This window comes from Pseudomonas sp. VD-NE ins, assembly GCF_031882575.1.
GTDB classification, from domain to species: Bacteria; Pseudomonadota; Gammaproteobacteria; order Pseudomonadales; family Pseudomonadaceae; genus Aquipseudomonas; species Aquipseudomonas fluorescens_BZ.
The window spans coordinates 629,450-652,980 of sequence record NZ_CP134772.1 but is presented as its reverse complement, the minus strand read 5'-3'; the positions used below and the strand labels follow the sequence as shown (position 1 = coordinate 652,980).

The window sequence follows — 23,531 nt, the reverse complement described above, 5'->3', positions numbered from 1 at the left end:
CGACTTCACTTCACTGAATGCTCTGAGCAAGGGCCGTGCCATCGGTTTTTTATTCTTCAAAAAGTCGCTGCTTTCTTGTTATTTCGACTGTTTCGTTCCCATTTTCATTGGGCGTGCAACCGTCTAAACCGCGGAAGGTGAAACCATTTATTTTTTCGGGCGCAACCCGCGCGCGCCATCATTGCAACCGCGGCGCCAAACGACGTGCAACCAGCCTGTAACAGCCCGCGTCACCGAACTGCACACTGCTGGTGCGGGACTGCTACAACCCGCACCATTACAGGCTAGTCGCTGCATCGAAAAGCGCCGCTTCCGGCAACATATTTCAACACTCAAATCACAATGCGCAGGCACTGGCCCGCGTGATACAGCGAGAACCCGGCCTCGTACAGGCAACTGCGCAAGCCCACGCCAGCCAGGGGCTGCATCGGTGCGAAGGGAATTGGCAGGGCTTGCGGATTGCCGTGACACAAATAGTCGGCGAAGGCTTTGCCGACTACGGTGCCAGTAGTGACGCCACGGCCGTTGTAACCGGTGACGGCCACCAGACCCGGTGCCGGTTCGAACAGGCGCATGAGGTGATCAGGCGTGAAAGCGATGCGCCCGGTCCAGGTGCATTCCCACTCGACAGGTTTCAGATTGGGGAAGTAATGCTGCTGCACGCGGTCGGCCCAGGCCTTGAGAAACCACGTCGGTTTCTGATTACCGTTGCCCAGGCTACCGAGCAATAACCGCCCCTCTTTGTCGCGGCGGATGCTGCTCAATACTTGGCGTGTATCCCACGAGCCCTGCCCGCCCGGGAGGATTTCCTGCGCGGCGTCTTCGGTCAACGGCACCGAAGCGACCTGATAGTAGTAACCGGGGAAAAAGTTGCGCTTGAGTTCGGTCCAGTCGCCTTCGGTGTAGGCGTTGGAGGCAATGACCACTTGCTCGGCCAGTACTGAACCGTGCTCAGTCTGCACCGACCACTTCGCGCCCTGACGCTCGAGGCGAGTGACCGGCGAATGATCGAACATTTGCCCGCCGAGAGTGATCACTGCATTGGCCAGCCCGGTAACGTAAGCCATCGGGTTGAGCGTGCCGGCGCGACGGTCGAGCAACGCGGCGGCGATCTTTTGCGTGCCGGTGGCTTGCTCGCAGGCCTTGCCGGTGAGCAATTCGACCGGCGCACCACGGCGCTTCCATTGTTGTTCACGGCTGCGCAGATCCGCCCCGCCCTTGGCGTTGTGCGCCATGTGCAGCGTGCCTTCGCGGCGCAACTGGCAATCGATGTTGTACTTGTCGACAAGGCTGAACACCAGTGCCGGCGCGGCCCCGAGCATGCGGTTGAGCTGACTGCCAACCGCTTCGCCGAAACCGGCTTCGATCTCGTCCGGCGGGATCCACATGCCGGCATTGACCAGTCCGACGTTGCGCCCGGAACCGCCATGGCCCGCGCGATGAGCTTCCAGCACGCAGACGCTTTTGCCTGTTTCCAACAGATGCAGCGCCGCCGACAGCCCGGTGAACCCGGCGCCGATCACGCAGACATCGACTTTGACTTCGCCCTTGAGCGCGGTGTTATCCGGCCTGTGCGGCGTGAGTTTTTCCCACAGACATTCTTCACGTAACGGCATTGCCAAGCTCCTGTCGGAGCAGCTGCAAGCTTCAAGCTACAAGCAGCAAGCCGATCTGCTTGTAGCTTGGGGCTTGGAGCTTGCCGCTGCTTAATCGAAGGTGATGCCCTGCGCCAGCGGCAACTCCAGCGAGTAGTTCACGGTGTTGGTCTGGCGACGCATATAGGCGCGCCATGCGTCCGAGCCGGACTCACGACCACCACCGGTTTCTTTCTCGCCACCAAACGCGCCGCCAATCTCGGCACCGCTCGGGCCGATGTTGACGTTGGCGATGCCGCAGTCGCTGCCGACCGCCGACATGAACTGCTCGGCTTCGCGAACATCGGTGGTGAAGATGCACGACGACAGGCCTTGTGGCACAGCGTTGTTCAGGCGCAGCGCTTCCTGGAAATCGTTGTAACCGACCACGTAGAGAATCGGCGCGAAGGTTTCGCTGCAAACCACATCACTTTGCTCCGGCATTTCAACGATGGCCGGCGAGACGTAATAGGCGTTGGGGAATTGATCTTCGAGCTGACGCTTGCCGCCAAACACCCGACCGCCCTCGCTCAACGCCTGCTCCAGTGCGTCCTGCATGTTTTCGAAGCTGTGCTTGTCGATCAATGGCCCGACCAGATTGCCTTCCAGCGGATTGCCGATGCGCACTTTCGAGTACGCAGCTTTGAGGCGAGTAACGATTTCTTCCTTCACCGACTCATGGGCAATCAGTCGACGCAGGGTGGTACAACGCTGCCCGGCAGTGCCGACCGCGCTGAATAGAATTGCACGTACCGCCATGTCGAGATCGGCGCTTGGGCCGAGGATCATCGCGTTGTTACCGCCCAGTTCCAGAATGCTGCGGGCGAAACGCGCGGCGACTTTCGGCGCCACTTCGCGGCCCATGCGCGTGCTGCCAGTGGCACTGATCAGCGCGACACGCGGGTCATCGACCAACGCTTCGCCGGCATCGCGGCCACCAATAATCACTTGGCAAAGGTTCGCCGGGGCATCGGTGAAGTTCTTCACCACGCGGTCGAACAGTGCCTGACAGGCCAGTGCCGTCAGCGGAGTTTTCTCCGACGGTTTCCACACCACCGGGTTACCGCAAACCAGCGCCAGCGTGGTGTTCCACGCCCACACCGCGACCGGGAAGTTGAACGCGCTGATCACCCCGACCACGCCCAGCGGATGCCAGGTTTCGCGCATGTGGTGGCCCGGACGCTCGGAGGCAATGGTCAAACCGTACAGCTGGCGGGACAGGCCGACGGCGAAATCGCAGATGTCGATCATCTCCTGCACTTCACCCAAGCCTTCCTGAGTGATCTTGCCGGCCTCCCAGGAAACCAGCTCGCCAAGATCAGCCTTGTATTCGCGCAGCACTTCACCGAATTGACGCACCAGTTCGCCGCGACGCGGGGCCGGCACCTTGCGCCACTGCTCGAACGCATGATCTGCGCGACTGATGTGTTGCTCGACTTCGGCTGGGCCTTCCCAGTTGACGGCGGCGATGCGGCTGCCGTCGATCGGCGAATGCACCGGCACTTTGCCGTTCTGGTAAAGGGCCGGGTTCACACCTAGACGATCAAGCAATGCGGCAACCATGGGTCACTCCTCAAGCAAAAAACTGAATGTGTGCGGACGCTTTTTCGCGACCGGGCAGGCCTTTAGTTGTAGCGTCACAATGGCGAGGCAACAAACGACCTTTACGCGAGATATCATTCCGTTTATTCATGCTGGGCATAGAAAGACAAGAAAAGGATCAGCCATGCTGAACAAACGCCACTTGCCGTCGATCACCGCCCTGCAGTGTTTCGAGGCCGTGACCCGGCACCTGAGTTTCACCCGCGCCGCCGAAGAACTGAACCTGACCCAGAGCGCGGTCAGCAAGCAGGTCGCGCAGCTTGAAGAGTTGTTGCAGCACTTGTTGTTCCGCCGGGTGCGGCGGCGCTTGCAGATGACCCCGGCTGGGGATTTGTACTTGGTTGAAGTAAGAAAAATCCTCACCCAAGTGGAAATGTCGACGCATTACCTGCGTTCCTACGGCGGCGAAACAGAAGTCCTGCGCGTGTCTACGCCATCGACCTTCGGCGCACGCTGGCTGGTGCCGCGCCTGAAAGGCTGGCGTCTGCGCCATCCATCGATCCACCTGGACTTGTGCAACGAACAGGAAGCAGATGATTTGCTGCAAGGGCGCAGCGATCTGGCCTTCTATTTCGGCCAGGGCTCACGGCCCGGCACTGAATGCCTGAAGTTGTTCGGCGAAGAGTTGGTGCCGGTGTGTGCGCCGGGCAGCCTGCCGGACACCCCGTTCACTGATCCGACGCAACTCACCGATCTGGTCCTGCTGCAAAATGCCTCGCGCCCACAGGCATGGCACGACTGGTTCGACAGTCAGGGTTACCAGACCGAACACAGCTACCATGGTCCGCGCTTCGAAACCTTTTATATGTGCATTCGTGCCGCGCAGGTCGGTTGCGGTGTGGCCTTATTGCCACGGTTTCTGGTGGAAGAGGAATTGGCCGACGGCAAACTGGTCATTCCCTTTGAGCATGCCATGCCCAGCACCGATGCCTACTACCTGGCATACCCCGAGCATGCGGCGGAAGTGCCCAAGGTACGGGACTTTGTGAAGTGGATGCTCGAACAGATCGACAATCCCTGACCGATCGCCCTGTAGGAGTTGTCGAGTGCAACGAGGCTGCGATCTTTTGATCTTAACAAGCCAACATCAAGAGATCGCAGCCTGCTATGGGTTCTGTCAGGCGATAACAAACAGGCCCTCAACAACCTGAGTCTGAGCCAGACGCGCGCGCAGATCGTCATCGATAGCGCAATCATAAGGCTTGTACAACCGAACGCGTCGATAGGCATCGACGCGATTGATTTCCTGCCCCAGATATTCCCAGACAACCCTTGAGCATGCAGGAGCACGATGATCAGCCGCTGAAACCCCTATTTTCAAACCATTGAGCCGTGTAATACAGCTTTTAAAACTTGGGATGAGAATGGTCTGGCTGATTTCGTTGGAGGTAAGCGACTCATAATCGATGAAAAACAAGCGATCACGCAGGTAATAAGCAACACCCAGATATTGATACCGTTCAAAATCTTCCCCCGCCCCGGCTATCTGTAAGCGCTCGTTTCTCTCGTAGACGACGTCATCCCCCTCCCCCCGCACATGGACGAGCGAACACAGAATGGAGCCGGGGTCAGTCATTGCGTGGTAATACTCGTAGTAATAACCGATGTGGGCTTTCAGTTCCGCTGAAGACTTCAGACGCAGATGCTCATGCATTATCTGTGGCGCAGTTACCTCGCCCAAGGCTTGATTCTTACGGGCTTTCACACAAATCAGGCTGATGAATTGCTCCGTTGGAAGTCCAATCTCAAACTCCTCCACACCAAAGAAGTCGCAGATTCGTTTGAGATTAAAAGGTGTGGGGACGCTTTTCCCACAAAGATACTTATTGAATTGCCCACGATTAATGCGAACTTTCCTACAAACCTCCGCGACAGATCGGTAGTGACTGCACAGCAGTCTCAAGTTTGCCGAAAGAAACTCACACATACAGTAGCCCAACAAAAATCAAGAAGAGGCAACCATAGCAGCAACTCGCATCACTTTTAAGCAACTTGCGAAATTGCGCCGAATGAAATATGGCTGGATATTACGCCACCTGAAAGCCTTCAGGACTGACGACACCATTAATTCGCCAGCACTCTATATAGCAAGGAGCTTTGAATGCTAGACGTCATCAACGATTTTTTGTCGGGCAAGGTATTAATACCTTTAGTTCTTGGATTGGGAAGCTATTTCACTATCCGATCGGGATTTGTCCAAATTAGATATTTCGGCCACATGTTCGGTGTTTTACACGGAAGTTGGCGCGCAGGCAGCCATCAATTGAGTTCATTTCAGGCGCTCACACTCAGTCTTGCCGGACGCGTGGGTACCGGCAATATCGTCGGGGTCGGGATTGCCGTCAGCATGGGTGGGCCAGGCGCCGTATTCTGGATGTGGATGACCGCACTTTTGGGTATGTCAAGCAGCCTCTTCGAATGCACGCTGGGCCAGCTCTACAAACGCAACGACGAAAACGGTCTCTATCGAGGGGGTCCGTGTTGGTACATCCAGCACGGTCTGGGCAAACGCTGGCTCGGGATAATAGCGGCTGTATTAATGCTGGTGACCTTCGGCTTTGCAATCAATGGACTCGAGTCCCATGCAGTATCTCACTCGCTAAAGGATGCGTTTGGTCTGCCCCCCATGTGGTCAGGACTCGCACTTTCCTTGATGCTGGGCGTCGTCCTCATCGGCGGGATAAAGCGCATAGCAGCAGTAGCCGACCTTTTGGTTCCTATCAAGGTCCTCGCCTATATCGGCGTAACGGGCTACGTGTTAATTCTGCAGTTCGATCAAGTTCCGACAATGCTAGTGACCATTATCAAAAGCGCACTCGGTCTGGATCAGGCGCTTGGTGGTTTGATTGGAAGTGCAATTATCATGGGTGTCAGACGCGGGGTATTTTCCAACGAAGCAGGACTAGGTAGCGCTCCCAACGTTGCGTCAGTAGCGAAGGTCAGTCATCCGGTTGCACAGGGCGTCGTACAAGCACTCAGTGTTTTCATCGATACGTTCGTGATCTGCACATGCACTGCACTAATGATTTTGCTGTCCGGTTTCTACACTCAGGGCCTTGAAGGTGACGGGATCGCTCTGGCACAAAACTCGCTGGCAGCCGTTGTAGGAGATTGGGGGCGGATGTTTATCAGCGTGGTGCTTGCGTTGTTTGTATTCACGGCGATGCTTTACAACTACTACTTGGGAGAAAACAGTTTGCGCTTCATGTTTGACGAACCTCGTAAGGTGCTGATGCTCTATCGTGCGCTAGTGTTGACTCTAGTATTCTGGGGATCGATTGAAGATCTTTCCACTGTGTTGGCTTTTGCAGATATCACCATGACGTTACTGGCACTCGTCAACCTGATAACGATGGCCTTGCTTTTCAAGATATGCCTGCGCATCTTGCGTGATTACGATGACCAACGCCGCGCCGGAGTCGAGACACCCATTTTCGATTCAAAATTATTTCCTGATCTGGATCTTGATCCTCTGGCGTGGCCACCGCTAGCGTGCCGCTCAAGCACAATGAAACTTAGTGAGTCCTCTGACTCCCCGGGAATCAGCAAACAGATTGCTCAGGCTTAGATAGAACAGATGCAGAGTCATTACACCAAGTAATGGCTCTGCAGAAGGCAAACCAATAAACCCAACCTTCGAACTAAAACAATATTAGATTCCTCGATGTGTCACGTCTAAAACAATCTGAAGGACCTTACCCCATGAATCGATTTCATCCGCTCAAAGCAAACGCAACTAACATTCCCACCTTCTTTATAGACTCGCACGCCGCACCTGATCAGTTATTTGAAGACGCCTGCTTCAGAATCCGCGCCGCCGCCAGTCTCCTGGAGACGTTCACCTCAGTCACTATTAAAGGGACCAACGACTCTGACTTCTATCGACTAATACTCCCTGCCTATGTATTACTTCAGGATGGTGTTGATACGCTGGAACAGATCTCCTTCAAAGGACGTTTCATCCATGTATAAAATTGCAACCAACGAAATGATAAGAGCTGCCATGATTAAAGCAGTTGAAACCAAACTGATACCAAGACACTCTCTGCTCGCCGAGTATATAAAGAGCTGGGACTGTCTTGAACAAGTGCTTCACGCCGCACTTGAGGTACAACCGAAAATGAACAATTTTTGCGGGCTAAGGTGTATGGCCTCAGCGGATCTTTCACCTGAAATCAAAAAAGCACTGGCAATCCCCACCGCTGATATGCGCCACTAGCGCCATTGTTTGAGACCGCGCCACAGCGCGGCGCACCTGGAGACCCCGTTATGAGCGAGAGTGTGTTTGCCGATCGCATCGTGCAGAACCTGCTCGACACCGACTTCTACAAACTGACGATGATGCAGGCGGTGCTGCACAACTACCCCAACGTCGAAGTCGAATGGGAGTTCCGTTGCCGTAACAGCGAGGATCTGCGCCCCTATCTGGCCGAGATCCGCTTTCAGATCGAGCGTCTGGCGGAACTGAGCCTGAGCGCCGATCAACTGAGTTTTCTCGAGCGCATCAGCTTCCTAAAGCCGGATTTCCTGCGTTTCCTCGGATTGTTCCGCTTCAACCTGCGTTATCTGCACACCGGCATCGAGAACGGCGAGCTGTTCATCCGTCTGCGCGGGCCGTGGCTGCATGTGATTCTCTACGAAGTGCCGTTGCTGGCGATCGTCAGCGAAGTGCGCAATCGCTATCGCTACCGCGAAACCGTGCTCGAACAAGCGCGCGAGCAGCTCTATCGCAAGTTCGACTGGCTGACCGCCAATGCCTCGGCCGATGAGTTGTCGCAACTGCAGGTCGCCGATTTCGGCACCCGCCGCCGCTTTTCGTACGGCGTACAGGCCGAAGTGGTGAATGTGCTCAAACACGACTTCCCGGGACGTTTTGTCGGCACCAGTAACGTGCATCTGTCGCGAGAACTGGACATGAAACCGCTGGGCACCATGGCCCATGAATGGATCATGGCCCACCAGCAACTCGGCCCACGGCTGATCGACAGCCAGATCGCCGCGCTCGATTGCTGGGTCCGCGAATACCGTGGCCTGCTGGGGATCGCGCTCACCGACTGCATTACAACCGATGCCTTCCTCGGCGATTTCGACCTGTTCTTCGCCAAGCTGTTCGACGGCCTGCGCCACGACTCCGGCGATCCTGTGGTGTGGGGCGAAAAATGCATCGCTCACTATCACAAGCTCGGCATTGACCCGATGAGCAAGACCCTGGTGTTCTCCGACAGCCTGACCCTGCCCAGGTCGCTGGAGATCTTCCGCGCGCTGCACGGTCGGATCAACGTCAGCTTTGGCATCGGCACCAACCTCACCTGTGACATTCCGGGTGTCGAACCGATGAGCATCGTGCTTAAAATGACTGCCTGCAACGGCCAACCGGTGGCGAAGATCTCCGACGAGCCAGGCAAGTCCCACTGCAAAGACCCGAATTTCGTCGCCTATTTGCGACACGTGTTCCAGGTTCCTGCCGATTCCAGTCTATCTAGCAAGGAGTGAATTCATGCAAGCCGTACAGCGTGAGATTGCTGAACAGCTCAAGGTGCAACCGCCGTTCGCCGACTACAAGGCTCTGCAGGCCGAAGTCGCCCGGCGCATTACCTTTATTCAGGATTGCCTGGTCAATTCCGGGCTCAAGACGCTGGTGCTCGGCATCAGCGGTGGCGTGGATTCGCTGACTGCCGGCCTGTTGGCCCAGCGTGCGATGCGTGAGCTGCGCGACCAGACCGGCGACAACAGCTATAAGTTCATCGCCGTGCGCCTGCCGTACGAAACCCAGTTCGACGAGCACGACGCCCAGGCTTCGGTGGACTTCATCGCGCCGGACGAGCGCCACACGGTCAACATCGGCCCGGCAGTGAAGTCGCTGGCCAGTGAAGTCGCGGCGTTTGAAGGCAAGCACGCGGTGTCGGTGGATTTCGTCCTTGGCAACACCAAGGCGCGGATGCGCATGGTTGCTCAGTACACCATCGCCGGCGCGGCGCACGGTCTGGTGATCGGTACCGATCATGCGGCGGAAGCGGTGATGGGCTTCTTCACCAAGTTCGGTGACGGCGCTTGTGATCTCGCACCGCTCAGTGGTCTGGTGAAGAATCAGGTGCGGGCGATTGCACGCAGCTTTGGTGCGCCGGAGTCGCTGGTCGAGAAAGTCCCGACGGCGGATCTGGAAGACCTGTCGCCGGGCAAACCGGACGAAGCATCCCACGGCGTAACATATGCCGAGATTGATGCGTTCCTGCATGGCGAGCCGGTGCGACAGGAAGCGTTCGACATCATCGTCGCGACCTACAACAAGACCCATCACAAGCGCGTGATGCCGTTTGCGCCGTAAGCGCGGATGGAATGAAAAAGCCCGCTGAGGAGCGCTCCTCAGCGGGCTTTTCTTTGGCCATTGCATTCATTGATGCGGATGGCCCCTTCGCGAGCAGGCTCGCTCCCACATTGACGGCGCTAACCTGTGGGAGCGAGCCTGCTCGCGAAGAACGATAACGCGGTGGTCCCGATTACTTGACGGTAATCGTGCCTTTCATCATCGAGATGTGGCCCGGGAACGAGCAGAAGAAGCCGTAGCCGCCATCAGCAATCTTCGCTACGTCAAAGGTCAGCGAATCGGTTTCCTTGGCGCCGATGATCTTGGTGTGAGCGATGATGCGCGCGTCACCTTCCGGCAGGTAGTTCTTGTCGATACCGGCGGCCAGGCCAGCGGTAGCGATCGGCTGCATGTCAGCTTCTTTGCTGATCACCAGGTTATGGCCCATGACGTTCTTCGGCAGGTTGCCGGAGTGGGTCAGTTCGACGGTGAAGGTCTTGCAGCTCTTGTCGATCACGATTTCCTTGGTGTTGAAGGACATCTGATCGGTGGAGTCAACGGTGGTTTTGCACTCGGCAGCCATCAATTGGCTGCTGGCCAGCGCCAGCAGGGATACCGCAACAACTTTGGAAAACATGGTGAATCTCCAAGGCAGGGTTAACAAAAACACGAATGGTGGAAAGACTGCCTGAAATCTTCGCAAGTTCCTATGACTTGAGTCAAAAATTGTATACAACTTTCAGGCTATGACACTCATCGACACAATCTAACGGCCAGATTCCCCGGACGGCCCTATGATCGGCGCATCTACTGAGACGGAGTGCCTGTCATGTTCTTTAACGGTCTGTTGTGCAGTTTGCTCGCCGCCTACGCCTGTGGCGCCAGCGGTACCTTTGAATCACCGGAACGCGAAGTTTAGCCCTTGGATCACGGCGTGCCAGCCATTACCCTGTGACGGATTGACCCAGGAGGAAGGCATGTCTCTGAAATCCGTGTGTGTATTTTGTGGTGCCAACGCCGGCACTGACCCGGCTTACACCGAAGCCGCCATTGCCCTTGGCCGGGCCTTGGCCGAACGTAAGCTGACCCTGGTCTACGGCGGTGGCGCTGTAGGTTTGATGGGAATTGTCGCCGACGCCGCGCTGGCCGCTGGCGGTGAAGTGATCGGCATCATTCCGCAGAGCCTGATGGACAAGGAAATCGGCCACAAAAGCCTGACACGCCTGGAAGTGGTCGACGGCATGCACGCGCGCAAGGCGCGCATGGCTGAGCTGAGCGACGCCTTCATCGCCCTGCCCGGCGGCCTCGGCACGCTGGAAGAGCTGTTCGAAGTCTGGACCTGGGGCCAGCTCGGTTACCACGGCAAGCCGCTGGGCCTGCTGGAAGTGAACGGTTTCTACAGCAAACTCACCGCTTTTCTTGACCATATCGTCGGCGAAGGCTTCGTTCGCGCGCCACACCGTGACATGCTGCAAGTGAGCGAATCGCCGCAAACGCTGCTCGACACCCTGGACAACTGGAAGCCGACCGTCACGCCCAAATGGGTTGACCAAAAACCCGGCTAACCACCGGGCACCGATACAGGGCAGAATACGCGCCGCTCAACCTCACCTTCGACCAAGAGGAACGCCCATGGCCAAACCCAATTACTCCTTCGCCAAACGTCAACGAGACCTGGCAAAGGAACAGAAGAAAGAGGAAAAGCTTCAGCGCAAGAAACAAACCGCTGAAGAAGCAGCACTGAACCCTGAGGGTGAAGTGGCACCGGAAGATGATGTTGATGCAACCGAAGCACCGAAAGATCAGGCGCCCGACGCCTGAGCCCCACCGGGTTTGATCATCGAATCAGACCCTGCGGATTTGTGACGGGGCTGGCGGTTTCACCGCCGGCCCTCACAGCCCTCCCCCTCCCAAGTGCTCCCACATCTTTGATCATCGCTAATCCAGGGGCATTACGGTAACGCGCACTTCCGGGTCGTGATTGCCACCGCCGAGAATCACCCCGCGCAACGGCGACACATCGGAAAAATCCCGCCCCCACGCCAACGTGATGTGTTCCAGCGCCGGTTGCACATTGTTGGTCGGATCAAAATCCACCCAGCCCAGCACCGGACAAAACACTGAAATCCAGGCATGCGACGCATCAGCGCCGATCAAGCGTGGCTGCCCCGGTGGCGGCTGAGTCAGCAAATAACCACTGACATAACGCGCCGCCAATCCTCGCGAACGCACGCACGCCAGCATCAAATGCGCGAAGTCCTGACAAACCCCGCGTCGCCGCTCCAGCACCTCCACCAACGGTGTCGCCACCTGGGTCGCTTCGGCATCGAAGGTGAACTCGCTGAAAATCTTCTCCATCAAATCCTGCACACCCAACAGCAACGGGCGTCCCGCCGGAAAACAGCTTTGCGAAAACTCGACAAAGCTGCGTTTCAAATGCACGTACGGTGACTGAAACCGGTAGCGACAGGCTTCGAGCAACTCAGCGGACAACGGCTGACTGCTGTAAGTCAGCGCATCGCGGGTCAGTTCCCAAGCGGGTGACTGCTTGAAGTCCAGCACCGGCCGCGCCAGTACTTCAACGGTGAGTTGTGCATTGACCTGCAATTCGTCATGCGGCCGTTCAAAGGCCAGTCGGGTCAACGGATTACCAAACACATCCAGCTCATCGCGCCGCGCTGTCGGGTCCGGGCTGATGAGCAATTGCTGCTCGGTGCAGCGCTGCCATTCGCATTTTCGCGGCCACAAGTGCGCCAGTTGCTGCGCCAGGGACACCGGGCTGTCGTAGTGGTAACAGGTGTCGTGGAAGATCTGGTATCGAGCATTCATCAGACAGACACCGTGCGTTGGCTGACGTCATCGACATGGGCGAAATGGCGCAGCGCCAGTCGATCCGAAACCTGGCCGCTGGCATCGGCAATTTCTTGCAGCAGATCGGCAAGGCCATTGAGCGCGGCGCGGACGCTGGACTCCCCGAACAATGGGTTCTCCAGGCAACCCAGATCAAAACGCGCAAGACACTCGACCAGCTGCGGCAGCCCCGCTTCCCGTGGCACACCGAAATCATCGTTCAAACGCTTCAAGGTGCGTGTGACGAGTTTTAGCTGGAACAACACCGCATGCGGGTTTTGTTCATCGAGCAGCAACAGGTCGAGCACTGGAATCAACTGCGCCACCGCCAGATAACGGGATCGATAAGTGATGCTGCTGTTGCCCAGTTCCAGCAGCCACTCCAGTCCCGCTTGATCGAACGCAGCTGCACCACGCAGAAACGCCGCGAGGCTGCTGCTGAGAAATTGCAGACGTTCGATACGCCGGCCGATCATGAGAAAGCGCCAGCCTTCGTCACGGGTCATGTCGTCGAGGGCAAACCCGGACAACGCCGCCAGCGACATCACCAACCGGTTGAGAAAATCCAGCAGTTCGCCGAAGTCGGGTTCGTCGGTGTCCAGTTCCATCGCTTCGCGCTGCAGCTCCACCAGCGCTTGCCAGTTCTCCCGCGAGAGCTTGCCGCGCACCTGCGAGGCCGCCCACTGCAAACGCTGCAGGTTGGAACGCAGGCTGAACGACCAGTCCTCACCCAGCAGCGCCGCCAACAGGCGCTCAGGGAGTTCACCTTCATCCGGCAGCAGCGTCAGCCGCTCACCGAGGTCGACCGCCGCCTGCAACGCTTGCGGGTCATCACCATCGACATAGCGTGCGAGCATGATCCGCAGCAGTCGCGCACTGTCGTCACAGCGTTCACAGTAACGGCCGAACCAGAACAGGTTTTCCACCACTCGCGAAGGCAGATACGGATCGCGCCGGACGAGGTCATGCACACCGACATTGCGCTGGGTTTTCCATTGTTCGCCGCTTGGCGGGCGATCACCGAGCACCCAAGTGTCCTTGCTGGCGCCACCGCGCTGCATTGATACCACTTCGGCGTCAGCCTCGGCGGCCACCCGGGTCAAACCACCGGGCAGCACGCGATAACCCTCACCACTGGCCACGGCGTACATGCGCATGCCGATCGCCCGTGGTTGCAGTTGACCGTTTTCAGCCTGCCAGATCGGCGCGTGGGACAATTGAGCCAACTCTTGCGCCACATAGGCATAAGGACGCGCCTGCATGCGCTCGGCAAGCGCCTGACGCTGTTTTTCACTCAAATCACGGCCAAAGACCGGTGCGAAGCTCTGCGAAGGAAACGCCGGTTTGATCAGCAGTTCGGGAAGTTTTTCCAGGGCTTGGGCCAACACCGGCGCCTCACCGCACCACCACGTCGCGATCGACGGCAAAATCAGTTCTTCGCCAAACAGGTATTGATTGATCTTCGGCAGAAAGCCCAGTAACCCCGGTGACTCCAACACCCCGCTGCCCAACGCATTGGCAACCAGCACTCGTCCTTGGCGTACCGCCTCAAGCAGCCCGGGAACGCCAAGCGCCGAGTCCGTGCGCAACTCCAATGGGTCGCAGAAATCGTCGTCGAGCCGGCGCATGATCGCGTGCACCCGGCGCAGACCGCTGAGGGTTTTCAGGTAGACCGTGGCGTCGCGCACCGTCAGATCACCGCCCTCGACCAGTGGGTAACCGAGCTGACGAGCCAGATACAAATGTTCGAAATAGCTTTCGTTGAAGCGCCCCGGCGTGAGCAGTACCACCAGCGGTGCGTCGTCATCGCAAGGGGCCTGACGGGCCATGGTTTCCTGCAGCGTACGGAAAAAACCGGCCAGATGCTGCACCTTCAAATCCCGGTACAACTCGGGAAAGGCGCGCGACACGATGGTGCGATTTTCCAGCGCATAACCGGCGCCGGACGGCGCCTGTGTACGATCGGCCGTCACCCACCAGCGCCCATCCGGGGTACGCGCCAGATCCACAGCGTACAGATGCAGGTACGCGTCCTCCGGCGGTGCAATGCCCTGACAAGGCCAGAGAAAATTGTTGTGACCAAAGACCAGCTCTGCCGGCAGCAAACCTTCACTGATCAACCGCTGCGGCCCGTACAAATCTGCCAACACAGCGTTGAGCAGTCGCGCGCGCTGAGCGATGCCTGCCGACAATTGCTGCCATTCATCCGCCGCAATCACATGCGGCAACAGATCCAGCTCCCATGGCCGATCCGCGCCTTTCGGGTCGGCATAGACGTTATACGTGACGCCGTTTTCCTGAATCTGCCGCGCCAGCAATGCCTGCCGCTGCACCAGTTGCGCCGGCGTGCTGCGTTGCAACTGATCGAACAGCCGCCGCCAGTGCGGACGCACCGCGCCACTGCCGTCGAGCAGTTCGTGATAAGTGCCCGCCGTAAGCGGGTAGCGGTCTAGCAGGTCAGGCATGGAAAGCTCGGCAGACAGCAAGGAACGGTCAGACTAACGCAGGCACATGACATGCGGATATACGAAAAATCCGCATGTCGCGTGCGATCTAGAAACGTCGTAAATCGATTGTCATCGGTAGCTCGTCACTGATTTCCACGTTCGGTACAGGAAGTTTCCCCGGCGTGTGTCCGACGCGGAAGAACCGTGCCATACGCCGGCTCTCGGCTTCGTTGGCGTTGACTGGCAACGTCTCGTAATTGCGCCCGCCCGGATGGGCGACATGGTACTGACAACCGCCCAGCGAACGCCCCATCCAGGTGTCGAGCAGGTCGAACACCAGCGGCGCGTGCACGGGTATTGTCGGTTGCAAGCAGTTAGCCGGTTGCCACGCGCGATAACGCACCCCGGCAACGAACTCGCCAACCCGCCCGGTCGGATGCAACGGCACGGCGATGCCATTACAGGTCAACAGATAACGCTGCGGCGGCAGGCCTTTGAGTTTGACCTGCAAGCGCTCCAGCGATGAATCGACGTAACGCACTGTGCCGCCTGCCGCGCCCTCCTCGCCCAGAACATGCCATGGCTCCAGCGCCTGACGCAGCTCCAGTTCGATGCCGTTGACGGCGTAATCGCCGACTTTTGGAAAACGAAATTCCAGGTGCGCGGCAAACCATTCCGCGCGCAGCGGATAACCGGCGTTGTTGAGTTCGACGATGACGTCAGCGAAATCCTGCTCGATAAAGTGCGGCAACAGGAAGCGATCGTGCAGTTCAGTGCCCCAGCGTGCCAGTTTCGGCGGCGCATAAGGTTCGCGCCAGAAACGTGCGACCAGCGCCCGCAGCAACAGCTGTTGAGCCAGGCTCATGCGCGCGTGCGGCGGCATTTCAAAGGCGCGCAATTCCAGCAAGCCAAGACGCCCGGTGGCGCCGTCCGGCGAGTACAGTTTGTCGATGCAGAACTCGGCACGGTGCGTATTGCCAGTGACGTCGATCAGCAGGTTGCGCAGCAGTCGGTCAACCAGCCATGGCGCGCATTCCTCGCCCGGTTCGGGCATCTGCGCGAAAGCGATTTCCAGTTCGTACAGCGCGTCATTGCGCGCCTCGTCGACACGCGGCGCCTGCGACGTCGGGCCGATGAACAGTCCGGAAAACAGATACGACAACGATGGATGGTTATGCCAGTAGCTGATCAGGCTGCGCAGCAGATCGGGGCGACGCAGAAACGGTGAATCCGCCGGCGTCGCACCACCGAGCACGAAATGGTTGCCGCCGCCGGTGCCGGTGTGACGGCCATCGATCATGAATTTCTCGGTGGTCAGCCGAGTCTGGCGCGCCTCTTCATAAAGAAACTCGGTGCGTTCGACCAACTCGTCCCATGTTGCCGACGGCTGCACGTTGACCTCGATCACACCCGGGTCCGGGGTGATGCGGAAATTGCTCAGACGTGGATCGCTCGGCGGCTCGTAGCCTTCCAGCAACACCGGGCAATGCAGCTCTTCGGCGGTGGCTTCGATGGCGGCCACCAGCTCCAGATAATCCTCGACCCGCTCCAGCGGCGGCATGAACAAGTACAAACACCCTTCGCGGGCCTCAGCGCAGAATGCGGTGCGGGTCAGCCAGTCGGCGGATTCGTCGATTTTCGGCACGCGTTCGTCCGCCGTCGCCGCTTCACCCGGGCTGTTGAGCTGCGCCGTTTCCGGCAGATCAGGGAAGTCCTGATTCGGATCCTGTGGATGAATAAACGGATATTCGGCGGCTTTCACCCACGGCTGCGAACCCAGTGGCAGGCGATAGCCCAGCGGCGAATCCCCCGGCACCAGTCGGCAATGTTCGTCACGCAGATACCAGCGCCCGCTCTGCCATTGGTCGCCCTTGGCCGTGCGCGCCAGCGGCAGCACCTGGCCGATCACCTTGTTCAACCCCTGACTGAAGACCTTGCGCAGGCGTGCGCGCTCAAGAGGTTCCTCAAGACGTGAATCTTCGGCGCTGACATTGCTCGGCAACGTGCCCTCGCGCCAGAGGTAATAGAAATTGTCCTCGTAGGCCGGGAAGACAAAACGCGTAGGCAATTTCAGGCGCTCGGCGACACTGGCGAGGAAGCGCCCGGCCAATTCGCCATCGACGCCGTAATCCTGCTGCTCGTCGGCGATCAAAGCATCGTTGTGCCAGATCGGCACGCCGTCACCGCGCCAATAGCAATTGAGCGACCAGCGCGGCAGTTGCTCGCCGGGATACCACTTGCCCTGGCCAAAATGCACCAGGCCTTTCGGCGCGTAGTGTTTACGCATGCGCTGGAACAGTTCGGCGGAAAGCCTACGTTTATCCGCACCCAACGCGGCGGTGTTCCACTCGGCACCATCCGGATCATCGATTGAGACGAAGGTCGGCTCGCCGCCCATGGTCAGGCGCACGTCATCCGCCAGCAGGTCGGCATCGATCTGCCGGCCCAGTGCCTGAATCGCCAGCCACTGTTCATCGGAGTAAGGCTTGGTGACGCGCGGCGCCTCCCAGATCCGTTCCACCGACATTTCGTGGCTGAACACGCATTCGCACGGCTCGACCAAGCCACTGATCGGTGCCGCCGAGGACGGATCGGGACTACAGGCCAACGGGATATGCCCTTCACCGGCAAACAACCCGGAAGTCGCATCGAGACCGATCCAGCCAGCCCCCGGCAAATACACCTCGCACCAGGCGTGCAGATCGGTGAAGTCGACTTCAGTGCCGGACGGGCCATCGAGGCTTTTCACGTCAGCGGTCAATTGAATCAGGTAGCCGGAGACAAATCGTGCGGCTAATCCGAGGTTACGCAGCAATTGCACCAGCAACCACGCGGAGTCGCGGCAAGAGCCGGAGGCGTGTTCGAGGGTGTGTTCCGGCGTCTGCACGCCCGGCTCCATGCGAATCAGGTAGCCGATGTCTTCGCTCAGGCGCTGGTTGAGTGCCACCAAAAAGTCCACCGCCGGCAGCGGCGTTCGGTCAATAGCGTCCAGATAGGCTTTGAATTTCGGCGTCAGCGGCAGGGTTTCGAGGTACGGTGCCAGCTCCTTGCGCTCATCGGCGGCGTAGGAAAAAGGGATTTTCTCGGCGTAGGGTTCGAGGAAGAAGTCGAACGGATTGAACACGGCCATTTCGGCGAGCAGATCGACCTCGATGCGCAACTCATTGGTTTTCTCGGGGAACACCAGGCGCGCGAGGTAGTTGCCCTGCGGGTCTTGCTGCCAGTTGATGAAATGCTGCTCGGGCGAGACTTTCAGCGCATACGACAGAATCCGCGTGCGGCTGTGGGCAGCCGGGCGCAGACGGACGATCTGCGGGCCGAGTTCGACAGCGCGGTCGTAGCGGTAATGCGTGACGTGATGCAATGCGACATGAATCGACACGGCGTGCCTCCTGCGAGCCTAAGCGTATTCGAAAGCGCGCAAGACTTATGCCATACAGAGGCCTGGGCGCTTTCCCGGAATGCTTAGGGCAGTACAGCACCAAAATCGGGCAATGCGGGGAAATGGTTTGGGCTGATTGCACGTAAATGTTGCGAAGAGCCCCTCACCCTAGCCCTCCCGAAACGTCGGACCGCCCAGAGGGAGAGGGGACTGACCGAGTGGCTGTTGGAGATACACCGACGTGGAAGTCTTGAGTCGAACTCAGGTTTGAAAAGCATGGAGATCTGCTGCGAAGAGCCCCTCACCCTAGCCCTCTCCCGGGGGGAGAGGGGACTGACCGCGTTGGATGTTGGAGATACGCCGACTTGAAAGTCCTGAGTCGAACTTCGATTGTGAAAAGTACAGCGATCGGCTCCCTTCCCCCTCGCCCCCCATGGGGGAGAGGGTTGGGGTGAGGGGGATGGATCTTGCGGCCTGCATAAATCCAACGGCAGAAATGCAGAACGCCAACCCGAAGGTTGGCGTTCTGTTCAACTCAGCAATGTTTAGCGCGGCACCACCGGCTTACGGGTCGGCTTCGGCCCTTTGCCTTTCGCGGCGTCCTCGCGCTCCTTGGCCGCCTGCTGGTTGCGGGCAAACGCCGCTGCCTTGGCCTGCTCACGCTTGTCCCAAGGATTACCACCATCACTGGCACGCGGCGGCAAACCGGTGTGCTGAGTGAGGATCTTGGTGGTCTTCTCTTTGCCTTCCTTGGCCACTTTGTGGCTGCCGGCGGGCGTCGAGTTCTTGCGACGGGCGCTCTGGTAGCTGTCGGTCGCCGGCTGATGCGTCGGGATCAGTTGATCCTTGCCCGAACCGATCAGATCACCACGGCCCATACGGATCAGCGCTTCACGCAGCATCGGCCAGCCTTTCGGGTCGTGATAACGCAAGAACGCCTTGTGCAGACGACGCTGCTCTTCGCTCTTGACGATGGTCACGCCGTCGCTCTTGTAGGTGACCTTGCGCAGCGGGTTCTTGCCCGAGTGGTACATCGCGGTGGCGGTGGCCATCGGCGACGGGTAGAACGCCTGCACCTGGTCGGCGCGGAAGCCGTTGCCCTTGAGCCACAGCGCGAGGTTCATCATGTCTTCGTCGGTGGTGCCCGGGTGGGCGGCGATGAAGTACGGAATCAGGTACTGCTCTTTGCCCGCTTCCTTGGTGTACTTCTCGAACATGCGCTTGAACTTGTCATAGCTGCCAATGCCCGGTTTCATCATCTGGTTGAGCGGACCTTCCTCGGTGTGTTCCGGGGCGATCTTCAGGTAACCACCGACGTGGTGGGTCACCAGCTCTTTGACGTACTCCGGCGACTCGACCGCGAGGTCGTAGCGCAGACCGGAAGCAATCAGAATCTTCTTCACACCCGGCAACGCACGGGCGCTGCGGTACAGCTGAATCAGCGACGAGTGGTCGGTGTTCAGGTTCGGGCAGATGCCCGGGAACACGCAGGACGGCTTGCGGCACGCGGATTCGATTTCCGGGGTTTTGCAGGCTATGCGGTACATGTTCGCGGTCGGGCCGCCGAGGTCGGAAATGACGCCGGTGAAGCCCGGCACCTTGTCGCGGATCTCTTCGATTTCGCGAATGATCGACTCTTCGGAGCGGTTCTGGATGATCCGGCCTTCGTGCTCGGTGATCGAGCAGAAGGTGCAGCCACCGAAGCAGCCGCGCATGATGTTCACCGAGAAACGGATCATGTCGTAGGCCGGAATCTTCTCCTTGCCATACGCCGGGTGCGGAACACGGGCGTAAGGCATGCCGAACACGTAGTCCATTTCTTCGGTGGTCATCGGAATCGGCGGCGGGTTGAACCAGACGTCGACTTCGCCATGCTTCTGCACCAGCGCGCGGGCGTTGCCCGGGTTGGTCTCGAGGTGCAGCACGCGGTTGGCGTGAGCATACAGAACGGCGTCGCCACGCACTTTTTCAACCGATGGCAGGCGAATGACCGTCTTGTCACGGGTCATGCGCGGGCTGGCCAGGATCTGTACGACCTTGGCTTCCTGCGGATCCTCGACCGGCCCCTTTTCCTGCTCGATGGCGCAGGCCTGGGTGTCCTGAGTGTTCACGTACGGGTTGATGATCTTGTCGACCTTGCCCGGACGGTCGATACGCGTCGAGTCGACTTCGTACCAGTCTTTCGGCGTATCGCGACGAATGAACGCAGTGCCGCGCACGTCAGTGATGTCTTCGATCTTGTGACCATAGGACAGACGCTGAGCGACTTCGACAATCGCGCGTTCGGCGTTGCCGTACAGCAGAATGTCAGCGCTGGCGTCGATCAGGATCGAGTTACGCACGCGATCCTGCCAGTAGTCGTAATGGGCGATGCGGCGCAGGGAAGCTTCGATGCCACCGAGCACGATCGGCACATGCTTGTACGCTTCCTTGCAGCGCTGGCTGTAAACCAGGCTCGCGCGATCCGGACGCTTGCCGGCCATGCCGCCCGGCGTATAGGCGTCGTCGGAGCGGATTTTCTTGTCCGCGGTGTAACGGTTGATCATCGAGTCCATGTTGCCCGCAGCGACGCCGAAGAACAGGTTCGGCTCGCCGAGCTTCATGAAGTCGTCTTTGGACTGCCAGTTTGGCTGGGCAATGATCCCGACGCGGAAGCCTTGCGACTCCAGCAGCCGGCCAATGATCGCCATGCCGAACGACGGGTGATCGACGTAGGCATCACCGGTAACAATGATGATGTCGCACGAATCCCAGCCAAGCTGATCCATCTCCTCCCTGCTCATTGGCAGGAATGGCGCTGGCCCGAAACATTCGGCCCAATATTTTGGATAGTCAAATAACGGCTTGGCTGCTTGCATGTCGACGACCGGTGTTGAAGTGAAAAATCGCGGGCGCGGAATATAGCACAAATTTTGACCAATTCCGACGACGGTGGTCGGTTTCTCTCAGCGCCCGCGCCAGGCGTGACGGACAAAGCGCCAGATGCCGGAAAACATCTGATCAAACCCGATAATCATCAGCCCAGAGCTTGCCCTGCTGATACGACACCCTTCAAGGATGAAGAAATGTCTCCCAAATTACCTGCCAAAGGCAACGTTGCCAGCAACACCCCTACACGAGCCACGCAGTCGACCACCGCGAATCCACGCACGCCCAACAGTTCGCAATCCGTGGTCGCCGGTTCATCCACCAGCAGACCAGGAGAAATAACAGGCCACCCGGTCAGAACCGAGATGCAACCCCGCGCAACGGGCAGCCGATCATCGTCCGGCACGCCCCTGGTGCCGGCACCTGCGCGACGATCGCTGGAGGAATACTGGATTCCCGAGGACGTCCGCCTGCCTGCTGCCGACACGCAAGGCTTGCGCATCCTCGATGGACGCCGTTACGTCGATGTACCGGAGGGTCGCGCCGTGCTGGTGGTGATTGATCCGGCCATGGGCCTCTATCGAGCCACGCTGACGAGTGAGCGCAATCCTTCAGGCCCAGTGCTGCGGCTTGACCCGCAGAGCAAACTCTGGCGGCCGCTGCTGGCCTCGGGGGAGACGCTGCCCATTCGCACCATCGCTGACCTGAACAGGGAAATGGCTGACCATACGAAAGTGATGGATGAGACGGGAGCGCTTGCCAGACAGTTGCAGACCGCCTGGCACGAATTGAAGGGTCAAGAGGGTGAGCGAACGGCAATCGTCAAATATGAGGTGCAGTACCGTCGACATCTGGCCGCGGTGGAAAAATGCCTCGATTTCTTCCTCAAGGAGCAGGTCTCATTCCTGATCTATAAAGGCATCAGTGATTACGAGGCCGATCTGTTCAAGATTCAGCTAAGGCGATTCGAAGTACTTTGCAGAATCATGCAGGCCGGCGATCAGCGCAAACTCATAGACATGCCGCATATGACGCAGATCACTGTCGAACAGTATCGTTCGAACGCGGGATATCTGAAGGGCAAATTCGCCCTTTTGCGCAAGCGTCAGATCCTTGCCGATGAATTACTGCAAAAATCGCAATACACGCAAAATGATTTTGACGAATGGGGTTACGACCCTATGGAAATTCACAGAGACACTGCCGACTGGGTGTATTCAAAGTGTAGGGTGCTGGCCGCCGAACAGGGCAGTAACATGCCGGTGTTCCTTGCGCTGCCGTTTTCAGAACTGACGCGCGCCTTTCTCGATGTCGACGCTATCCCGCGGGAGACCCGCATTCCTGTATTGAGCGATCTGCTGGAACAATGCACCTCGATCAGGAACTCCTTTGAGTACCTTGAATTCCCTCCCGCCCACACCACGTCCCGGCAAGAGATCGTCGATGCCATCAGCTCGTTCGAGAGCACGCTGGAAGAGCGTCTGGCCGGATATCACCTGGCTCTGGAAAGCGTTCCACTGTTACCCCCGTCCGATCAGGACATCGACTTCGACTTCATACCGGCGCAGCGCGAAAACCAGCCCGAGCCGACGCCGACCAGGATGTTCCGCAGCAAACATGACGGCGTTCACAAGATCCGCATCGGCCGACCGCGACGGGGGGCCGCTGACGAAGAGTTGATGGATGTCATGCACCCACACGACCCTACCGAAATCCTGCAGACATATGAGCGACGAGAGGGCGAGTGGCACCGCCGTGTAGCCATCCAGGAAAAAAACCTGTCGAAGCTGACCACCGAAGCCGAGCAGCACCTGGCAATGTCCGATGAATATTTACGCAGGGCCTGGCGCGATGAGAAGGCAAAACACAACGCATCGGGCATCGTCCATGAGCTGGTCACAAAAGCCATCGTGCTCGATGACCTCGTTTTATCTATAAATCAGGCTCCGAACCCGTCCGCTATCGATGTTGGCGCTGTCGTACAGCGACTCGCGCAAAACAGCGAGCGATTGCGCCACGAAGCCGAAGCCATCCGCATCCGGCTGTACAAGGACAAGAGCTACCTGAGCGCCGACCGGGTGGTGCATCTGATCAACCACGATGAACTGCTGGTCAAACAGACCCAAAGTCGCCAGCCGCTGGGCCGGGGTGCGAACAAAGATTTTCTGGACACCTATTCACTGCGGGACAAGCGTACGGGTGAACGTTTATGGGAAGCCCATTTTCACTACCCGGACATAGACGCGCCTGCATCGAAGTTCAAAGACCTTGGTCATCTGAAAACCCTTGAGCAAGCCCGCAGGGGCATCTCGTCCCAACGCCGGGATGAGCAAGCCGGGCGCCCGCATATCCCCATATGGCGCCCCAATCTGGATCATAAAACAGCGCAACAAATCTTCGACCTGGCGTCAAAGTCCATTGCGAAATAGCTCATCCACCCTTTC

17 protein-coding genes are annotated in these 23,531 nt (G+C 58.5%); 9 read left to right on the top strand and 8 right to left on the bottom strand.

Annotation, left to right across the window (positions count from 1 at the left end; all coding sequences use genetic code 11):
* Positions 1 to 332: 332 nt before the first annotated feature.
* Together RMV17_RS02705 and RMV17_RS02700 are read right to left on the bottom strand one after the other, a co-directional pair.
* Positions 333 to 1,616, bottom strand: coding sequence for an FAD-binding oxidoreductase (locus RMV17_RS02705; protein ID WP_311885390.1), 1,284 nt, complete (start codon positions 1,614 to 1,616; stop codon positions 333 to 335).
* A 90-nt stretch (positions 1,617 to 1,706) separates the two neighbouring features.
* A complete protein-coding gene (locus RMV17_RS02700; RefSeq protein ID WP_095121854.1) occupies positions 1,707 to 3,197 on the bottom strand; it encodes an aldehyde dehydrogenase family protein in 1,491 nt (496 codons plus the stop codon).
* A gap of 163 nt (positions 3,198 to 3,360) precedes the next feature.
* Here RMV17_RS02700 and RMV17_RS02695 point away from each other — a divergent pair, with 163 nt between their 5' ends.
* Positions 3,361 to 4,257 (top strand): LysR substrate-binding domain-containing protein, encoded by an 897-nt coding sequence (locus RMV17_RS02695; RefSeq protein ID WP_311885386.1) that lies wholly within the window; start codon positions 3,361 to 3,363, stop codon positions 4,255 to 4,257.
* Positions 4,258 to 4,353: 96 nt separating this feature from the next.
* On the opposite strand, the gene RMV17_RS02690 is transcribed toward RMV17_RS02695, so the two are convergent.
* Positions 4,354 to 5,163, bottom strand: a complete 810-nt coding sequence (locus RMV17_RS02690) for a helix-turn-helix transcriptional regulator (protein WP_311985949.1) — start codon at positions 5,161 to 5,163, stop codon at positions 4,354 to 4,356.
* Positions 5,164 to 5,337: 174 nt separating this feature from the next.
* Between RMV17_RS02690 and RMV17_RS02685 the strand changes: the two genes are divergently transcribed.
* The 5 genes from RMV17_RS02685 (at position 5,338) to nadE (ending at position 9,561) form a co-directional block, all read left to right on the top strand.
* On the top strand, positions 5,338 to 6,804 hold the full coding sequence (locus RMV17_RS02685) for an alanine/glycine:cation symporter family protein (RefSeq protein ID WP_311885382.1): 1,467 nt from the start codon (positions 5,338 to 5,340) through the stop codon (positions 6,802 to 6,804).
* A 134-nt stretch (positions 6,805 to 6,938) separates the two neighbouring features.
* Positions 6,939 to 7,208: a hypothetical protein gene (locus RMV17_RS02680; protein ID WP_311885380.1), complete on the top strand. Its 270-nt coding sequence runs from the start codon at positions 6,939 to 6,941 to the stop codon at positions 7,206 to 7,208.
* Entirely contained in the window at positions 7,201 to 7,455 is a 255-nt protein-coding gene (locus tag RMV17_RS02675) for a hypothetical protein (RefSeq protein WP_038360419.1), read from the top strand. Before RMV17_RS02680 ends, RMV17_RS02675 begins: the two co-directional genes overlap by 8 nt.
* A 50-nt stretch (positions 7,456 to 7,505) precedes the next feature.
* Positions 7,506 to 8,729 carry a nicotinate phosphoribosyltransferase gene (gene pncB / locus RMV17_RS02670; protein WP_311885376.1) on the top strand — a complete coding sequence of 408 codons (1,224 nt, stop codon included), beginning with the start codon at positions 7,506 to 7,508 and terminating at the stop codon, positions 8,727 to 8,729.
* Positions 8,730 to 8,733: 4 nt separating this feature from the next.
* Positions 8,734 to 9,561 (top strand): ammonia-dependent NAD(+) synthetase, encoded by an 828-nt coding sequence (gene nadE, locus RMV17_RS02665; RefSeq protein WP_212620505.1) that lies wholly within the window; start codon positions 8,734 to 8,736, stop codon positions 9,559 to 9,561.
* Between the two features lie 172 nt (positions 9,562 to 9,733).
* Here the strand turns inward: nadE and azu are convergent, their stop codons facing one another.
* Positions 9,734 to 10,177 carry an azurin gene (gene azu, locus RMV17_RS02660; protein WP_095138131.1) on the bottom strand — a complete coding sequence of 148 codons (444 nt, stop codon included), beginning with the start codon at positions 10,175 to 10,177 and terminating at the stop codon, positions 9,734 to 9,736.
* A gap of 340 nt (positions 10,178 to 10,517) precedes the next feature.
* On the opposite strand from azu, the gene RMV17_RS02655 reads away from it, so the two are divergent.
* Positions 10,518 to 11,105 carry a TIGR00730 family Rossman fold protein gene (locus RMV17_RS02655; protein WP_311885370.1) on the top strand — a complete coding sequence of 196 codons (588 nt, stop codon included), beginning with the start codon at positions 10,518 to 10,520 and terminating at the stop codon, positions 11,103 to 11,105.
* A gap of 67 nt (positions 11,106 to 11,172) precedes the next feature.
* Positions 11,173 to 11,361, top strand: coding sequence for a hypothetical protein (locus tag RMV17_RS02650; protein ID WP_034151625.1), 189 nt, complete (start codon positions 11,173 to 11,175; stop codon positions 11,359 to 11,361).
* Positions 11,362 to 11,478: 117 nt separating this feature from the next.
* Here RMV17_RS02650 and RMV17_RS02645 read toward each other — a convergent pair whose 3' ends face one another.
* The 4 genes from RMV17_RS02645 to RMV17_RS02630 all read right to left on the bottom strand — a co-directional run bounded on the left by RMV17_RS02645 (position 11,479) and on the right by RMV17_RS02630 (position 21,077).
* Complete coding sequence (locus RMV17_RS02645; protein ID WP_311885367.1) at positions 11,479 to 12,369, bottom strand: transglutaminase family protein; 891 nt, start codon at positions 12,367 to 12,369, stop codon at positions 11,479 to 11,481.
* Positions 12,369 to 14,855, bottom strand: a complete 2,487-nt coding sequence (locus RMV17_RS02640; protein WP_034151627.1) for a circularly permuted type 2 ATP-grasp protein — start codon at positions 14,853 to 14,855, stop codon at positions 12,369 to 12,371. The genes RMV17_RS02645 and RMV17_RS02640 overlap by 1 nt, the downstream gene beginning before the upstream one ends.
* 88 nt (positions 14,856 to 14,943) lie before the next feature.
* A complete protein-coding gene (locus tag RMV17_RS02635; RefSeq protein ID WP_311885364.1) occupies positions 14,944 to 18,219 on the bottom strand; it encodes a transglutaminase family protein in 3,276 nt (1,091 codons plus the stop codon).
* 545 nt (positions 18,220 to 18,764) lie between these two features.
* Positions 18,765 to 21,077 carry a YgiQ family radical SAM protein gene (locus RMV17_RS02630; RefSeq protein ID WP_311885362.1) on the bottom strand — a complete coding sequence of 771 codons (2,313 nt, stop codon included), beginning with the start codon at positions 21,075 to 21,077 and terminating at the stop codon, positions 18,765 to 18,767.
* A gap of 54 nt (positions 21,078 to 21,131) precedes the next feature.
* Here RMV17_RS02630 and RMV17_RS02625 point away from each other — a divergent pair, with 54 nt between their 5' ends.
* The gene (locus tag RMV17_RS02625) at positions 21,132 to 23,516 is read left to right on the top strand and encodes a hypothetical protein (protein ID WP_311885360.1); all 2,385 of its coding nucleotides are present in this window, start codon (positions 21,132 to 21,134) and stop codon (positions 23,514 to 23,516) included.
* Positions 23,517 to 23,531: the final 15 nt, after the last annotated feature.

Excerpts from the sequence above, each read along its gene's own strand:
- RMV17_RS02705 (WP_311885390.1), bottom strand. The coding sequence starts at position 1,616 with ATGCCGTTACGTGAAGAATGTCTGTGGGAAAAACTCACGCCGCACAGG.
- RMV17_RS02700 (WP_095121854.1), bottom strand. The coding sequence starts at position 3,197 with ATGGTTGCCGCATTGCTTGATCGTCTAGGTGTGAACCCGGCCCTTTAC.
- RMV17_RS02695 (WP_311885386.1), top strand. The coding sequence starts at position 3,361 with ATGCTGAACAAACGCCACTTGCCGTCGATCACCGCCCTGCAGTGTTTC.
- RMV17_RS02690 (WP_311985949.1), bottom strand. The coding sequence starts at position 5,163 with ATGTGTGAGTTTCTTTCGGCAAACTTGAGACTGCTGTGCAGTCACTAC.
- RMV17_RS02685 (WP_311885382.1), top strand. The coding sequence starts at position 5,338 with ATGCTAGACGTCATCAACGATTTTTTGTCGGGCAAGGTATTAATACCT.
- RMV17_RS02680 (WP_311885380.1), top strand. The coding sequence starts at position 6,939 with ATGAATCGATTTCATCCGCTCAAAGCAAACGCAACTAACATTCCCACC.
- RMV17_RS02675 (WP_038360419.1), top strand. The coding sequence starts at position 7,201 with ATGTATAAAATTGCAACCAACGAAATGATAAGAGCTGCCATGATTAAA.
- pncB (WP_311885376.1), top strand. The coding sequence starts at position 7,506 with ATGAGCGAGAGTGTGTTTGCCGATCGCATCGTGCAGAACCTGCTCGAC.
- nadE (WP_212620505.1), top strand. The coding sequence starts at position 8,734 with ATGCAAGCCGTACAGCGTGAGATTGCTGAACAGCTCAAGGTGCAACCG.
- azu (WP_095138131.1), bottom strand. The coding sequence starts at position 10,177 with ATGTTTTCCAAAGTTGTTGCGGTATCCCTGCTGGCGCTGGCCAGCAGC.
- RMV17_RS02655 (WP_311885370.1), top strand. The coding sequence starts at position 10,518 with ATGTCTCTGAAATCCGTGTGTGTATTTTGTGGTGCCAACGCCGGCACT.
- RMV17_RS02650 (WP_034151625.1), top strand. The coding sequence starts at position 11,173 with ATGGCCAAACCCAATTACTCCTTCGCCAAACGTCAACGAGACCTGGCA.
- RMV17_RS02645 (WP_311885367.1), bottom strand. The coding sequence starts at position 12,369 with ATGAATGCTCGATACCAGATCTTCCACGACACCTGTTACCACTACGAC.
- RMV17_RS02640 (WP_034151627.1), bottom strand. The coding sequence starts at position 14,855 with ATGCCTGACCTGCTAGACCGCTACCCGCTTACGGCGGGCACTTATCAC.
- RMV17_RS02630 (WP_311885362.1), bottom strand. The coding sequence starts at position 21,077 with ATGCAAGCAGCCAAGCCGTTATTTGACTATCCAAAATATTGGGCCGAA.